This window comes from Methanobacterium aggregans, from assembly GCF_017874455.1.
GTDB lineage: Archaea > Methanobacteriota > Methanobacteria > Methanobacteriales > Methanobacteriaceae > Methanobacterium_C > Methanobacterium_C aggregans.
In genome coordinates, this window is sequence record NZ_JAGGLN010000002.1 from 290,329 (window position 1) to 305,170 (window position 14,842).

17 protein-coding genes and 1 tRNA gene are annotated in these 14,842 nt (G+C 39.0%); 5 read left to right on the top strand and 13 right to left on the bottom strand.

Annotation, left to right across the window (positions count from 1 at the left end; genetic code table 11):
- Positions 1-76: 76 nt before the first annotated feature.
- Positions 77-1,210, top strand: a complete 1,134-nt coding sequence (locus tag J2756_RS04180; protein ID WP_209583212.1) for a tetratricopeptide repeat protein — start codon at positions 77-79, stop codon at positions 1,208-1,210.
- Positions 1,211-1,256: 46 nt separating this feature from the next.
- Here the strand turns inward: J2756_RS04180 and J2756_RS04185 are convergent, their stop codons facing one another.
- Positions 1,257-1,649, bottom strand: a complete 393-nt coding sequence (locus J2756_RS04185) for a tautomerase family protein (RefSeq protein ID WP_209582867.1) — start codon at positions 1,647-1,649, stop codon at positions 1,257-1,259.
- Between the two features lie 315 nt (positions 1,650-1,964).
- Here J2756_RS04185 and J2756_RS04190 point away from each other — a divergent pair, with 315 nt between their 5' ends.
- Positions 1,965-2,336 carry a hypothetical protein gene (locus tag J2756_RS04190; RefSeq protein ID WP_209582869.1) on the top strand — a complete coding sequence of 124 codons (372 nt, stop codon included), beginning with the start codon at positions 1,965-1,967 and terminating at the stop codon, positions 2,334-2,336.
- Positions 2,337-2,406: 70 nt separating this feature from the next.
- Here the strand turns inward: J2756_RS04190 and J2756_RS04195 are convergent, their stop codons facing one another.
- Positions 2,407-2,646 (bottom strand): hypothetical protein, encoded by a 240-nt coding sequence (locus tag J2756_RS04195; RefSeq protein ID WP_209582871.1) that lies wholly within the window; start codon positions 2,644-2,646, stop codon positions 2,407-2,409.
- Positions 2,647-3,042: 396 nt separating this feature from the next.
- Between J2756_RS04195 and J2756_RS04200 the strand changes: the two genes are divergently transcribed.
- From J2756_RS04200 to J2756_RS04210, 3 genes are all read left to right on the top strand, one after another.
- Entirely contained in the window at positions 3,043-3,243 is a 201-nt protein-coding gene (locus tag J2756_RS04200; RefSeq protein WP_209582873.1) for a hypothetical protein, read from the top strand.
- Positions 3,244-3,621: 378 nt separating this feature from the next.
- A complete protein-coding gene (locus J2756_RS04205; RefSeq protein WP_209582875.1) occupies positions 3,622-3,798 on the top strand; it encodes a hypothetical protein in 177 nt (58 codons plus the stop codon).
- Positions 3,799-3,981: 183 nt separating this feature from the next.
- Positions 3,982-4,158 carry a hypothetical protein gene (locus tag J2756_RS04210; protein WP_209582877.1) on the top strand — a complete coding sequence of 59 codons (177 nt, stop codon included), beginning with the start codon at positions 3,982-3,984 and terminating at the stop codon, positions 4,156-4,158.
- A 304-nt stretch (positions 4,159-4,462) separates the two neighbouring features.
- Here J2756_RS04210 and J2756_RS04215 read toward each other — a convergent pair.
- From J2756_RS04215 to J2756_RS04265, 11 genes are all read right to left on the bottom strand, one after another.
- Positions 4,463-4,536, bottom strand: a tRNA-Lys gene (locus tag J2756_RS04215).
- A 513-nt stretch (positions 4,537-5,049) separates the two neighbouring features.
- Positions 5,050-5,367, bottom strand: coding sequence for a hypothetical protein (locus J2756_RS04220; RefSeq protein ID WP_209582879.1), 318 nt, complete (start codon positions 5,365-5,367; stop codon positions 5,050-5,052).
- Complete coding sequence (locus J2756_RS04225; RefSeq protein ID WP_209582881.1) at positions 5,361-5,729, bottom strand: hypothetical protein; 369 nt, start codon at positions 5,727-5,729, stop codon at positions 5,361-5,363. Before J2756_RS04225 ends, J2756_RS04220 begins: the two co-directional genes overlap by 7 nt.
- Before the next feature lie 212 nt (positions 5,730-5,941).
- Positions 5,942-7,975, bottom strand: a complete 2,034-nt coding sequence (locus J2756_RS04230) for a heavy metal translocating P-type ATPase (RefSeq protein WP_209582883.1) — start codon at positions 7,973-7,975, stop codon at positions 5,942-5,944.
- A 205-nt stretch (positions 7,976-8,180) separates the two neighbouring features.
- Positions 8,181-8,522: a DUF3566 domain-containing protein gene (locus J2756_RS04235; RefSeq protein WP_209582885.1), complete on the bottom strand. Its 342-nt coding sequence runs from the start codon at positions 8,520-8,522 to the stop codon at positions 8,181-8,183.
- Between the two features lie 407 nt (positions 8,523-8,929).
- A complete protein-coding gene (locus tag J2756_RS04240) occupies positions 8,930-9,409 on the bottom strand; it encodes a DUF308 domain-containing protein (protein ID WP_209582886.1) in 480 nt (159 codons plus the stop codon).
- Between the two features lie 56 nt (positions 9,410-9,465).
- Positions 9,466-11,013 (bottom strand): MFS transporter, encoded by a 1,548-nt coding sequence (locus J2756_RS04245; protein WP_209582889.1) that lies wholly within the window; start codon positions 11,011-11,013, stop codon positions 9,466-9,468.
- A 150-nt stretch (positions 11,014-11,163) separates the two neighbouring features.
- Positions 11,164-11,481: a DUF1284 domain-containing protein gene (locus J2756_RS04250; RefSeq protein ID WP_342593108.1), complete on the bottom strand. Its 318-nt coding sequence runs from the start codon at positions 11,479-11,481 to the stop codon at positions 11,164-11,166.
- 116 nt (positions 11,482-11,597) lie between these two features.
- Complete coding sequence (locus tag J2756_RS04255) at positions 11,598-12,224, bottom strand: biotin transporter BioY (protein ID WP_209582893.1); 627 nt, start codon at positions 12,222-12,224, stop codon at positions 11,598-11,600.
- A gap of 231 nt (positions 12,225-12,455) precedes the next feature.
- Positions 12,456-13,820 carry a deoxyribodipyrimidine photo-lyase gene (phrB, locus tag J2756_RS04260; RefSeq protein ID WP_209582895.1) on the bottom strand — a complete coding sequence of 455 codons (1,365 nt, stop codon included), beginning with the start codon at positions 13,818-13,820 and terminating at the stop codon, positions 12,456-12,458.
- A gap of 24 nt (positions 13,821-13,844) precedes the next feature.
- Positions 13,845-14,819 carry a YbgA family protein gene (locus J2756_RS04265; protein ID WP_209582897.1) on the bottom strand — a complete coding sequence of 325 codons (975 nt, stop codon included), beginning with the start codon at positions 14,817-14,819 and terminating at the stop codon, positions 13,845-13,847.
- Positions 14,820-14,842: the final 23 nt, after the last annotated feature.

Below are 14,842 nucleotides of genomic sequence, written 5' to 3' on the forward strand. Positions count from 1 at the left end.
CGTTGAATTTTTTTTGTAAAGGTAACTAACGTTAATATTTGTTTGGTAATGTTAATCATGAATTGGAGGGTTTTAAATACCGATTTTACTATTTGGAAGTCGTCACGTTGAACTTATAACTGGAAAGAAGACAACAACCATCAGGAAGCTCTGGAAAAAGCCTTTGAATCCCGGTGACAGACTGCACTGTTACTGGAACCTGGTTTCCAAGGAGAGAAGGAAGCTCTTTGAAGCAAAGGTCACTGATGTGGAAGTTGTGGAGTTCAAGGACCTGATAACCAATAATTCGCTTGCCCGTGAAGAGGGTTTTGAGAGTGCAGCTGAACTTGAAGCAGATTTCAGGAGAACTTACCCTGATGACACAGCGAACGGATCCCTCTTCCAGGTCATACGGTTTAAAAAACTCCCTGTAGATGAATGGGAGGGTAAAAAGATAGATGAAAAGGCCATGATAACCAAGAGGGCAGATATACTCTTTGACGTGGGTAAGTTCAAAAAGTCGGTTGTATGCTACACTGCAGCATTGAGGATAGACCCTGATGATGTTTACCTCCTGAACAAGAAGGGAGATAACCTTTCAAGACTTGGAAGGTTCCAGGAAGCAATTGAATGCTACAATAAGGCCCTGGAAATAGATCCCAGCAACGAGTTCATCTTAAACAACAAGGCCATAGCCCTTTTAAACTCCAACAAACCAGAAGAAGCATTGAAAGCCAGTGATAAAGCCCTGAAAATTGATGGGGAGAATGTTGTGGTTCTCTACTGGAGGGGTTTCATCCTGGAAATGCTTGGAGATTTCCCAGGAGCACTGAATTGTTACAACAGAATAATTAGGTTGAACCCAGAAGATCCTGAGGTCTGGAATGCCAAGGGCAACATACTGTCTGAAATGAACAGAACAGAGGAAGCAATTGAATGCTACGACAAGGCCCTGGAGCTCTGTCTTGATGAAGAGCCAGATGCTTCAACCTGGAACCGTAAGGGAAATGCCCTGCTGGAACTTGGACGTTTTCCCGAAGCTGTGGAATGCTACAGCGAAGCTGCAAAGCTCGACCCTGAAAATGATGTGATCCTAAGCAACAAGGGCGTTGCCCTCATGGAGCTTGAAAAATTCCAGGAAGCTGTGGAATGCTTCAAAAAAGCTGTACTCCTGAATCCCACCAATGATGATGCCAAGATACTGCGGGACGAGTGTCTGGAGAATCTTTGAGTCATTAAAAGGGTTACATGCATCCAATTAAACATTAAAAGCTGGTTTAAACCTTGATGTTGAATCCCAGATCAACTTCACTTGCAGGTTTACCTCCCCTAACTCCCCAGTTTTCTAAAGGAGGTTCCAACAACACCACTGTGATATCATTTCCATCGATACCCGGATTTTTAGTTAATTTATCATTTATTAACCTGTAAAGTTCTTTTTTGGCTTCAGCAGATCGTCCACGGAACATGTTTATCTCGATTAAAGTGACCTTGTCTGTTTTGGTTTCTGGAAATTCAAAGTTGGTATTATCCAGTTCATATAACCTCTGAAACCTATCATGATCAGGGATTTTAATTGATTCCACCAGTGCCTCATGAACACCGTCCAGCACTGCCTTTTTATATTCCTCTGATTTTCCTTTTATAATTTCTACTTTAACAAGTGGCATTTTCTTAACTTCCGATATTTAGTTTTAATATACAAATTGTTTTATCATATAAGACTATTTTAATATTGCTTTATTAAATTAAGGATCGTTAATTCAGAGAGGGAGAATTAAATGGAGTTATGGAATAGATACGAGCATATATTATCTTAATTATGCCCCCATTATGTTTTAAATGGACATATTCACTTTTTTTGTAAAAAAACTCATTAATATCCGGATTAATAATCATTTAGTAATTTTAATTTCTTTAATATCTTCATAAAATTTATTAGAATAGTTTTATATATTATTAATTGGTACAATGGGGGTAATATTTTGAGTGAAAAGGCTAGAATTGATAATTGGAGTGTAAATCCAGTTGCTGAAAAACGTCAAAAATGGATTAAAAGGCTTACTATTATTGTAGCAATATGGGGAGTTTTGAGTCTTTTATTTTCATCTATGGTATTTGGAGTAATTTTTATTCTATTTGCATTATTGATTCGTGTATTTAGAAGTTTCATGGTCATATATGCGCTTGGAGTTGTTTTGTGGATTTTAGCATTGATACAATTATTAACTGCAACGGGTTTTATTAATATTGGATTTGCAGAAGGTGTTGCTCAAGGAACTGAATTGATTATAATTGCAATTGCTAACTTTGCAATTGGAGGATTGATTATTTATAAAACAAGGAAATTAGAATAGGTTTAGATTTAGAAAAGGAATTAATAACTAGTTTGACTATTTACTCTCCCATCTTTTATTCCCCCATTTTTCAGCGATTTTCACGTGCTTCCTCAGGGCTGATCCTCCTTCCATCACAGTAAAACTGGGATATTATTCTTCTAATTCCCATGTCATCTCCAGGAAATGCTTCAAACCTGTTCAAAGCCCGGATCAGTACAAATTCGGCTGTCCAGAGTCCGATTCCCCCTATTTTACAGAGATCATTAATGATTTTATCAGTGCTTTCGTATGCTTTGAACTTCTCAAGGTTCAGATCTCCACTTTCCACAGCTTTAGCTAATGGTAGAAGTGTTGAAGGTCAAGATCCAGATTAAAAATCTTTTTAACAGTATTTAACGCTAATTTGGAATCATCATCTGTAATTTCATCGTCAGATTGAAGGGTAAGAAATAACTCAGATTCCTTAACTCCTCCCTTTGATTCCAATTCAAGGATGATTGGCTTATTTTTTACCATTATTAATTGTTTAAATCTTTTATTCTCATAGGAATAGGGTTGTTACCTGAAAAAACTTGCAGGCTTATTTCGAAGTTGAAGGGTGGAACGGGTTTGATTGTGAAGTTCATGGTTTTTCTGTTAGAATTTATATTTCAATCAAGATTTATAGTGATGGAAAAATTTAGGTAATATAAAGTTCAAATAAATAACATAAGGGGTTGATTGTATGCCAGATCTTGGACCAATGGGACGTGGTGGAGCTAGAAGAAGAACCAGAAGAAGAATGACAGCCATGAATGAAATGACTAAAGAACAGCCTGAAGAGGTGGTGCAGCCAGAAAGTTCTGATAAATTGGAAAAATTAGCTAAACTCTTGAGAGATAAGGGAGTTATCACCGAAGAGGAGTATAACTTACTATTTGGATAATTTATTTAATTTAAATATTTTTTTTATGTGAACCGTTCTGCAGCTTGGCACTATTAAATCGTAGATACACCCATACAAAATTCTAAACTGATTTTTATATTTATTTCCAGTAGCTCTCACTCAATTGAATTTAAGAGTGGCTTAACATACTAACTTCCTTAAAAGGAGCTGTAATATTATGAGGGTAAGTGTTACTGAAATGGATGAAGATGGGGGAGTTTTCCATAATTTAGGAGTGTTTAAGAAACATGAGAATCTGATTGTTTTCCCATATACACCGAGTTTGAACTTTTCCATGAAGAAATGGAACTTAGATTAAGATGCCTGAGGAATGTGGTTAACGAGGTTTAGAAGAACTGTGGGGATCCTCCTGAATTCATGGGGCATGAGGAATCCCACCTTAAAGCCCTTGAATCTGATTTAAAGGGTTTGATTGATTTTAAAGTCCAGACAACACTGGAATCCTTCAATGAAAAACCAGAGGAAATGAGGGCAGCTAAAAAAATCATTCCAGAGCTGGACGAAGAACCCATACAGTACCTGATTGGGTTATAGCTGAGGCAAAATAACCCTGAATCTTTAGATTTATTATTGAATATCATTTTGATTTGATAACATTAAAAACAAGTGAAAGAGGCGTTTCAGGAGCTAAAAATGGAATTTGACGATTTTAAGCCGTTCCCAAAATATAAGTTAGAGCAGTGATAAATATTGTACCATGACTAATTGGGGGTGAGAATGTTGACCTGGGTGAATTACTTGCTTTACCTTATAGGTATACTAATGGTAATAATGGGGATAATGGCATTTGCAAACAAACCAATAGAGTACACACCAAAAGAACCAGCCTGGCATGCGGCTGTAAAAGTCATATTTGGAATTATAATCCTTTACCTTGGATACATCGTTGTCTAGGATGGGTTCCAGCATTACCCTCTCTCTCCAATACAAAGATATCCCTATTTTTTATTTTTTTTAAAGTTTTAAATCCTGTTTTTATCAGCACATGGGTACAACCTAAAAGCTCTGGAATCTGATCGCAATGGTTTGAATGATTTTGATGTTTAAAAAAAACTTTGAAATCATTTAGTGGGGTTCCCATGATACTAAGAAGCTTGAAGAAACAATTCCAGAAAACAGTTTGTTACCTAAATGGGGATTGGAATATTTTAGGATATAAAAATAATGAAAAAAACAATATTTTACCATAAAATTAGAACGGGCCCGACGGGAATTGAACCCGCGGCAACTTGGTTAAGAGCCAAGCGCTCTGCCAGACTGAGCTACGGGCCCTACAAATGCCTGGCTGAAAATTGAACTGGAGTCATTGACTTGATGTGCCTCCACAGAACCAGGGTAGTAAATGGTTTGTATACCACAATAAAGTGTCTTATTAAAGGTACTTAAATAGTTTTTGGCATTTTTATAAGATTCAAGATATGGAGTTTACTTTTTAGGTTTAGAGTAATAATTAACAGCTTAGAATGCAACTCTAAAAGTCATATTTGAAATTATGATCATTTACCTTGGATATATCGTTGTTTAGGGGGAGTTTCAGGGAATGATATCTCTCCAGGAGGTAATTTCTATTGGTTTTTTCTATTTTTTTTAAATTTTAATTTTAGCATCAGCAATTTCTCATGAATTAATTTTAATAGAAAATGTTCATTAGATCATGAATTGATGTTCAAAAAATTTCATTCCAACATCCAGAATATAGTGGACTTCGTAATATATAGATTTAACGAAATAAATAGGTGTAATTATCCACATTTACAATAAAAAAAAAGAATAGGTGTAGATCTGCTATTCGATTTTTTTAATTCTTTCAGTGGTCACAGTTTTTTCTACACACTTTCCATCACTATCATATTTAACAACAGTTACCTCTTTTTCGGTTTCAGTAGAATCAACGGTTTCTGTATCATCTTCAGTGGCTTCAGTAGTTTTAGTTTCTTCTTTAGCCTTTAAAAAGTCATAATAGCTATTTGCTGTCCTAGAACCAAAGTAAAAAAGGAGTACCGCAGCTACCAGAGCAGTGAAGCTGGTAACAACTGTTTCTGAAAGGGCAACTGTTTGAGGAATCACCTGCACGATAGTTTGATTGGCTGTCTGATTTAGCACAGCAACTCTGATGATGTATTACCCGTTAGTTGGAATTGTAGAATCCCTTGGAATGCCAGTGTAGGTAAAAGACCCAAATAAACAACCAATATGGACACAGTTATGGATTTCCTCATCTCATTTTCATTACTTCCAGGAAGGGCCCTATTAATCCGTAAAACACCAAAAAAGGCAATAATTCCCATTACGACCACTGAAAATGGCACGAAAGCAAAATTCTTTAAATAAAATGCCAAAAAAATTCCAAATCCAAGAATAGATATTATTAAAACAGCCATATAAAGCATTAATTTATACGCTTTCCCATCATCAGGATCATGAGCATCAACTGATGATTTCTTAGGGTTCGGATCATTTGTCAAAATGTCACCTCCCTACTTCAACTGATATATTATATGTCTGATATTATTTAAATATGTCAAAATTAGTGAATTTAGATCCTTAGATATAGATGTGACAGTCCATTTAGACAAGTTTCTCAATTTTTTTAAATTTAGTTTTAAAAATTTAGATTCCCAGGGGATCCAGAAAACCTTCATTTCATGACTTCAGCACATTTTCATCTTCAATTCAACTAATCATTTTTAATCCTCAAAAACCTTGAATTAAATGCAACTATGATGGTACTTACAGACATGAGTATGGCTCCTGCTGCAGGTGTTAAGAGAATTCCATAGCCGTAAAGAATTCCAGCTGCAATTGGGATTGCAAAAATGTTGTACCCTGTTCCCCATACCAAATTCTGCACCATCTTGCTGTAGGTGGACCTTGCAAGTTTTACAGTGTAAACAACATCAAGTGGGTTGCTTCGAACGAGAACAACATCAGCTGATTCAATTGCAACATCCGTACCTGCACCAATTGCGATACCCACATCGGCCTGTGCAAGTGCAGGGGCATCGTTGATACCATCACCTGTCATTGCAACAACTGCACCTTCAGATTGAATTTCCCGGATTTTCTCTGCCTTCTCCTGGGGCAGTACTTCTGCATAATAGTTATCAAGCCCAATTTCCTTTGAAACCCACTCTGCAACCTCTTTTTTATCCCCTGTAATCATTATACAACGAATTCCCATGTCTTTGAGCTTTTTTACCGCTTTTCTTGATTCTTCCCTGATAACATCTGCAAGTGCAACTGCACCCATAATTTCTCCTTCAACAACCACAAACACAATGGTTTTACCCTGTGATGAGAGTTCATTTACCTTCTCATTTGGAACATCAATCTTGCGTTGGGTTAAAAATCCCGGGCTCACCACTTCAACGAGTTTTCCATTGATCCTGCCTTTAACACCTTTTCCAGGGATGGATCTGAAATCATGAACTTCACGGGTTTCCACTGCAGATTTTGCAAATCCCCTGGCAATTGGATGCTCAGAGTATGATTCCAGGGAGGCAGAATAGTTTAAGATATCCTCTTCACCATACTCCGGACTTAAGGCAACAACATCGGTTATACCGAACCTTCCCTCGGTAAGTGTACCTGTTTTGTCGAAGACAACTGCATCAACACCCCTGGACATTTCAAATGAGGCACGATTTCTTATTAAAAGACCATTTTTGGCAGATAATGCTGTTGAAACTGAAACTACCAGAGGTACTGCCAATCCCAGCGCATGGGGGCATGTGATAACCATTACAGTTACAGCCCTCTCAAGTGCAAATTCAAAACCAAAATTCGTGGCCAGTAACCATATTAAAAGGGTTAAAAATCCTCCAGTAAGAGCCAGTACAGTGAGTGCTGTTGCAAAACGATCTGCAAGGTTCTGAGTCTTTGATTTGCTGGCCTGTGCTTCTTCTACAAGATTTATAACCTGGGATAAGAATGAATCCTTTCCTGTTTTTCTGATTTCCACTGTGACGGATCCCTCTCCATTGATTGATCCACCTATGACCTCAGCACCAGTTTCCTTAAAAACAGGTTCTGATTCGCCTGTAAGCATTGATTCGTCAATGGAAGTCTTTCCCTCAATAACTTCCCCATCTGCAGGGATCTTTTCACCGGGTTTGATTATCACCCTGTCTCCCAAGGTCAGATCATCCAAGGGAACATCCATCGTGCTTCCATCAGGCATTAACATGTGTGCATGTGATGGCATGAGTTTTACAAGTTCTTCAAGTGATCTTGAAGCACCCATCACTGATCTCATCTCAATCCAGTGCCCCACAAGCATGATGTCAATCAACGTTGCAAGTTCCCAGAAAAAGACCTCACCTGCAAGCCCAAAAGTAACTGCACTGCTGTATAAATAAGCACTTGTAAGGGCAACAGAAATTAGAGTATCCATTCCAGGAGTTTTGATCTGACTGAAAAATCCTTTAAAAAATGGGTAACCACCGTAAAAATAAACAATTGATGATAAAACAAAAAGAAGGTACATATCCCCTGCAAATCTGATGGATTCACCTAAACCCAATAATTCCTGAATTGTAGGTGATAAAATAAGGATAGGTATGGTTAGGATCAAGGATATCCAGAATCGTTTCTTTAAATCCTCAATCATGCTAGAATGGACATGTTCTCCTTCCATCCTATGTTTTTCAGTTAATTCCTTTCCACACACGACACATTTACCCTTTTCATGGGCTTCATGGTCATGATTCATTTCATGATGAGAACCATGATTAATTTCAATCCCCCCACAAAAATCATAACCTCACTTGATGAACTGGATAATGATAATATTTTCAGGGATCCTGATACATTCCAATCCTTGAAAGGTACTGAATAGGAGTAGTTCCAAAAAAGCGTTTCATCGGGTTTTAAAGACTTAAAAGCTGATCTAATAAAATAAAAAATGAAGGGAGATTTTATTCAAGTTCCAGTTTAATGGCTCCAACCATAGGTGCCAGGTAGTTGTAGAGTAAAGCCACTATTGCTGCCCCAACAAAGGTCAGGATAAAGGTCATTATTGGCCAGATTATAATCAGATACAGGGCCCCCATGGCAGAGATGGAACCGGCAACAGAATTTACAACAGCTGTGGTATTGTTGTTCAAACTAATTATGAATGTACTGAGGTTGTACAAGGCTGCATATCCGGCAATAAAATATATTATTCCCATTATAAAGGTCAAAATCGCCGAGATCAGCGCTATTATCACTGAAAAATCAAACACTGGTATTGATTTTATTTTTTTAATTTCTCCCATATTTTTACCCCCAATGATATGTTATTATTTATTATGAAGATTCTAACTTAAGTTATTTTCTATATTATCTTAATAACTGGGATAAAATATGAAGGATGTTCAAGTATCACATGAAAAAAATGTGATTATACCCATCAAAGACCATAATAACATGTTAAACTTTCAGTGCCATGTTTTCCTGGAAACATCAGGGTAATACTGTTTTCTTTGATATTCCAAATGAATTGAAGTATCAGCATATTTTTTTTTGAAATAATATTTTATTTAAAAGATTAGTGGTATCAGCGAAGATGAGGTTATCTCAGGATCTGAGAACACCCTCTGACCCTCCATGTTGATTGCTTTGCATCATGTATTCTAAAAAAATAGTTGTAAAGCCCAACCTTGCCAGTTGGAGCTTACAGTTTTTAATCCTTCATTAACAGCATCATTATTCCGGTTATTATAAGCCATATACCAATTAATGCCCCCAAAACCGTAGGGTTGGCTATGAAAGTTCCTACGATTATGTAGATTACACCCATGATTATGGCTATTACTCCATTCCATCTGCTGCCGCTAGTTTCTGAAATTAGTCCCATGATACCTGCAATAATCAGGAAAAAGCCCGCAAGCCAGATTAAGAAGCCGGCAAGCCAGCTGAACAGCCCAGGATTAACTATGAATCCTATACCCAGGAACATGGCTATAATTCCTAAAATTAGTTCCAAAATCCCCAAAACTGCACTCTCACCTATTTCCATTGTTCCGCTTAGTACAAGACCAATACCCAGGATCAGGACTATGAATCCCGTCACCAAGCTAAATGGGATTACTCCCAGCACTGGAAAGGCCAGAACAACCAGACCTAAAATAATCAAAGTTAATGCACTAGCCATTTTTTGCATATCTATCCACTCCACTCTTTAAACTCATTTATATATTAAAAATTGTTTAATAGCCCCTAACGTATTAATTTTGTTGTTTTTTTCCTTGAGGGTATGAATATACTGGTGACAAACCCCAAGAAGAAGATCAGTGCCAGCACATTGAAGGTCATCTGCATAGCTGAGCTTATGGTGGAATCCACCATCTGGGTGACCTGAGGAACCAGATTGGCAGGTATGTTCTCAGGACTGGTTGTTTGCATCTTTTCAACGTAGTCGAATAAGCTATCATGAATTTCTTGAGTTGTCATGTTCCCTGCAAGACCAGATGATTCTATGGATGATGTGAGTCCCCAGAATACTCCAAGCAATAGCAAAACCCCAATTAAAGCCGTGCCCATGGAGTATCCAAGGTTCTTGAAGGCATTTAAAAATCCAGCTGCATCCGATTCCTGGTCACTTCTGGCTGCAGACATGGTTAGATTTGTTAGCTGAGACAGTAAAAGTCCCACTCCAACACCGAAGACAATGGTGCCTGGAACGATATCAGCTATCTGGGTGTTGATGTTGAAGGTTCCCCCCAGTATCCAAGTTCCAAGGGCAGATACCAGAAAACCAATCATCAGGATGTACTTTGGATCTAATCTGGATGAGAGTTTGGCACCCAGGAGTGAAAACACCAGTATGGTGATGGATGCCGGTAGAAGGGCCAGTCCTGTCATGAATGCATCTAAGTGGGTTACCTGCTGCAGAAACACTGGGATTATGAAGAGAAAACCTGCAAGGGGTATCTGCTGTATTACGGAGTTTATATTTCCCAGTCCAAAGATACGGTTTTTTAGAAGGGATATGTCAGAAAGGGGTTCCAGACCCTGGTTGATCCTTCTCCTCTGCCATAACAGGAATAACACAAAGAGAATGGAACCTGAAACCACAAGCACAGATACGTAAGCCCAGTTTTGCGGCTTGCTTAAAAGTAGGATACCCAGAACTATTAAAACCAGGGACACTATGGACAATATGGTCCCCACCACGTCCAGATCTTTCCATTTAAGGGTTGGTTGGGATTCTGTAAGGTAACGTCGGAAGATCAGTATTGCAGCAACGAAAATCAGTTCAGAACCAAATACCAGCCTCCATGTGAAATAGGTGGTGAATACTCCCCCAACTATTGGGCCTATGGCAGCGCCCATGGCCGCAATACCTCCCCATATCCCAAAGGCAGTGATTTTATCCTTGCCTTCATAACTGGCCCCTACAATGGTTGTGGTGGCCGGTAACATCAGTGCAGCACCAATACCCTCTAAAACTGCCCATCCAAGAAGCAACATAGGTGCATTGATGCTTAACGTTGCTATGGTGGTTCCAGAGGCATATATGAAAAGTCCGGTTAAAAATGTCTTCTTCCTACCTAGAATATCCTGTAGTTTGCTTCCAAGTAGCATGAATGAAGCAATTATGAGAGCATATAAGGCAATAATTGCCTGAATCATTGATAAAGTAGTATTCAAATCTTTAACAAGTGCAGTGATGGCCACATTCATTGCAGAAGAATCTAAAACTATGATAAAGACTGCAAGGCAGGCAACTATTACCACACCCCATTTATACTGATCTTCACCCATGTTTTTCCCCCTTAAAACATTTATGAATATGAATATAATGGTATTATCCAGTATTTATTTTTTGGGAAAAAGTATTTCAAATGAGGAAGGGATCAACTGTGAAAAAAAATGAATCAACTGCAAAAACAAAAAAAATAATGAAAATAGGTTTTAAATGGGTTTCCCCATGAGCCAAAGGCATTTATCTGCCCACATACAGTCACCACAGACTTTTTGGGCATCTTCAAGTGTCCTGAAGGTTTCGTTCACATCGTCCAGTATACTTCCTGCTTCAACCCTTGAACCTTCCATAATACCCAGTTTTTTAAGAACAGTTTCATCCATTCTTTTTATGTTTTCATCTGCATCCCTGTCTTTGCAGATTTCATCCACATTGTGGGGGCAGTGGATGCATATTTCGTCGCAGGCTGCAGTTAGTTCAAGTTGGAGGTTGGGATTCCCATTTATGTACTCCACCATCAATGCCATGGCTTCTGCAAATTCCCTGCTGTACCCGTAGCCCTGGAATCCCTGCATGCAGAGTAAGTGGTGGGCCCGGATCCGCAGGGGATCAGACCACTCAAAACTAATGCCTTCAAACCCCTTTAATCCCCGTTAAATGGTTCCTTTGGTGTTACTGCCTTGGCGAATGCTGCTGCACCACCGATCTTCACAAGGTCCCCTGCAAGGAAAGGCAGAAGTCCCATCACCATAATGGTCCACATGCCTGGCTGTGATCCTGTTGCAGCGTAGGTCCATGCTCCAAGCTGAAGCATTCCAGGGATGTAGATCAGTGCAAAGTTTGCAAATAACATTAAAGCAAGCATTGGAAGGAAATTCCTTGCCTTTATGAACTTATCTGCGAAGTATCCAAGGAAGAGTGCTGCGAGTACGAATCCTACGAGGTATCCTCCTGTAGCTCCTGTGAGAATTCCTAATCCTCCAGTCATTCCACCGAACCATGGAACACCCGCTACACCAACACCAAGATATATTGCCTGGCTCAATCCTCCCCAGTACCTTCCAAGAAGTATTCCTGCAATGAGAACTGCGAAAGTTTGGGCTGTTACTGGTACAGGGGTCCATGGTAGCGGAATAACCACCTGGGCCATGACACCAGTTATACATGCCATGAAAAATGCTAGGATGATTTTGTTCACGGTTGAGGTTTCGGATCTCCATTTGAAGAATGTGTACCTCCCCCTGAAGTAGTCATCAATTGTTATTTCCATCTGAAATTCCTCCTGATATAAAATTTCATCAAAGATTTTGTTTTTTTAAATATAAAGCAGCAAATTAACATGTTGAACAGAAACTGCTTCAAATAATAAATTATATCTAAAAAGGGCACTTAATATGCCTTGGGGGAATTCAGTATTCACTCCCTTTACTTATTAGGTTCAGATGTTATAAATAGTTTTTTAAGGGATGACATTGAATAGATAACATCTAAATGATAGGTTTCAGGTTTCAATACTCCTCATATCTTCAACGTAACTGTCTATTTTGAATTTTCTTTTAAGGCCATTGGCGTTCATGTATCTGACCTTTCCAAAGATTTTCCTTTCCTTCCATGCCCTGTCATGTTTTCCAAAACACCATAAAACACCAGTGTATCCATTTGGGTCTCTTCCATCAAGTTCGTATTTGTTGTTGAGGTAAAGTGCTGTTTCAAATGCCTTTTGGGGGCTTTCCGTCCATTCAAGCATCTTCTTTCCCCAGTACATTCTCATGTAACCGTGCATCTTACCCTTTAAAACCATTTCCATCTGGGCTGCATTCCAGTAGGGATCATGGGTGTGGGCAGTTTCAAGCTCTTCAAGGGTGTAAATGTAATTTCTTCCATCATGCTCATGTTCTTTCAATGTTTTTATGGCCCAATCCGGTAGGGCATCCAGGCTTCTGTAGTTTGGGTTGTAATGGATGAAGTTCACTGCCAGTTCACGTCTTACTATGAGCTCCTCAAGAAAAGCATCCCTGGAATGACTTTCAGTCCCCATTACCCTGAGTGCTATGTGAACTGGTGATATCTGGCCGAAGTGCAGGTAGGGGCTCATATTTGAGAGATGATCCAAGGAGGGATCATTCCGAAGCTCTGCAAATCCATCTAATTTATCTTCAACAAATTCATCCAAAAATTTTAAGGCGTTGGATGTTCCCCCACGGAAGTGTTCTGTCTTCGGCACGCTTCTGTCAATTTCAAGCCGGGATAAAACTTCATCAATATCCTCAAGGGGTATTTCAGGGATCTTCGTGGATAGTTCCATGGAAGTGGAATTCCTGTCAAGTGAAACCTCCTTCAAGGGCACTAAGAACCTTTCAATCTGAGGTTTTATCCTTCTTCGGAATGTTGCAGAGGAATACTCCTCCTTAAAGGATGCAATTTCAACTGGAACAACCACATCTGATTCAACCTGTACCAGAGGACATTCAATAACCTTAACGACATTTTCCCGCCATTTAACCTGCTCTTTAAGGTATCCTCTGTCAACAACTACCATTACTGCTCTTTTTGAAAGTTCAATCACACCTACATTGGGTGAACATTTTAAAACCAGAAATTTGATATTTCTTTTGATGAGTGAAGATTTTAAATCCTTCAATCCTTCCAGCATGAAGTTATAATGTCTTAAATTGGCTTCAGGATATTTTTCAGTCAGTCCAAAGTAAACTATCAATTGTTTCTGGAGTTGGTTGGCCTTTGAAGCTGCATACTCCAGTGCAGGGTTGTGATGTGCCCGCTGGGATGACTGCATCCAGTAAAGCACATAGTCCCCCTCTTTCAAGGGTTTTTCATTGAGATTTTTTATCCTTTCAGGTTGAACCATATTGAACACCTTTAAGGTCAATTTTCATGCCATTCTATCAAATATGAAGGTTACCTGAATAAGATCTTCGGGGTAGGGTTCGAAAAAGGTCTGTTTTAGAAGATATTCCTCATCAAAGCGTATCATCCATGATTTAAGAAGATTTATGACTGCCAAAAGTGGTAATCTTCCTTCCCGGTACTTCTGGAGTGAATCCTGGAAGAATGCTTTTTCAGGAAACTTCAGGTTATTTGAGAAGTATCCGAAGGCATGCATGAGAACGTTGATGTTGGATGGAACTCCCTGGGGTTCAGCCAGAGCTGCAACCAACATCTCACCGTACTTGTCCTTCATATCCTTAATTGAGTGCTTACCGCGGTTTGAAAGAAGATTTCCCATTTTACGAGTATATTCCTGGTTGTAGGAGAGCAGTAGGAGTTTGTTACGGGTTTGAAAGTCGATGAGATCGTTGAAATCCCCTGATTCCCTGACTTCACGAAAATCTGCAAGTGTGAATATCCTGGTTAAGAAGTTCTCCCTTATCATGAGGTTTCTGAGTCTGCCCTCATCCTCAATGGGTATTTGAGGAAATTTTTCCATGACTGAAGCTGCGAAAAGTCCAACACCATCAGTGAGGGGCCTTGAATTCTCAAAGCCCTTGTAAACCTTGATGCTCTTAATACCACAAGAGGGGGATCTGTTTTTGAGTATGAAACCATCGACAGCATCCAGTGAATTTAAAAAAGATCCTGAAAATTCGTGCATTCTACCTGTGAAGTTCAAACCTGTTGCTGGTTGTATTAAACTTATCCTTCCATCTAACTCTGATACCCTAACAGGTTTTCTGGGAACACCCAGTCCAATCTCAACTTCCGGGCAGATGGGATGGAATTCAACATGTTTTTTAAGGTTTTCAACAACACTGCTCCTTATCAGGAGGCCGTTGTACCTGCAAGCCCCAAATTCAATGCATTTACTTGAAACTATTTTGGGAACTGCGAATTCTCTCAAGGGGATCATCTCAACCTTCATTTTTTTTTATT

Bases quoted from the DNA above. Each gene is read 5' to 3' on its own strand.
- J2756_RS04210 (WP_209582877.1), top strand. From the start codon at position 3,982: ATGTTGACCTGGGTGAATTACTTGCTTTACCTTATAGGTATACTAATG.
- J2756_RS04250 (WP_342593108.1), bottom strand. From the start codon at position 11,481: ATGGCATTGATGGTGGAGTACATAAATGGGAATCCCAACCTCCAACTT.
- J2756_RS04185 (WP_209582867.1), bottom strand. From the start codon at position 1,649: ATGCCACTTGTTAAAGTAGAAATTATAAAAGGAAAATCAGAGGAATAT.
- J2756_RS04255 (WP_209582893.1), bottom strand. From the start codon at position 12,224: ATGGAAATAACAATTGATGACTACTTCAGGGGGAGGTACACATTCTTC.
- J2756_RS04240 (WP_209582886.1), bottom strand. From the start codon at position 9,409: ATGCAAAAAATGGCTAGTGCATTAACTTTGATTATTTTAGGTCTGGTT.
- J2756_RS04200 (WP_209582873.1), top strand. From the start codon at position 3,043: ATGCCAGATCTTGGACCAATGGGACGTGGTGGAGCTAGAAGAAGAACC.
- J2756_RS04230 (WP_209582883.1), bottom strand. From the start codon at position 7,975: ATGAATCATGACCATGAAGCCCATGAAAAGGGTAAATGTGTCGTGTGT.
- J2756_RS04265 (WP_209582897.1), bottom strand. From the start codon at position 14,819: ATGATCCCCTTGAGAGAATTCGCAGTTCCCAAAATAGTTTCAAGTAAA.
- phrB (WP_209582895.1), bottom strand. From the start codon at position 13,820: ATGGTTCAACCTGAAAGGATAAAAAATCTCAATGAAAAACCCTTGAAA.
- J2756_RS04245 (WP_209582889.1), bottom strand. From the start codon at position 11,013: ATGGGTGAAGATCAGTATAAATGGGGTGTGGTAATAGTTGCCTGCCTT.
- J2756_RS04205 (WP_209582875.1), top strand. From the start codon at position 3,622: ATGGGGCATGAGGAATCCCACCTTAAAGCCCTTGAATCTGATTTAAAG.
- J2756_RS04235 (WP_209582885.1), bottom strand. From the start codon at position 8,522: ATGGGAGAAATTAAAAAAATAAAATCAATACCAGTGTTTGATTTTTCA.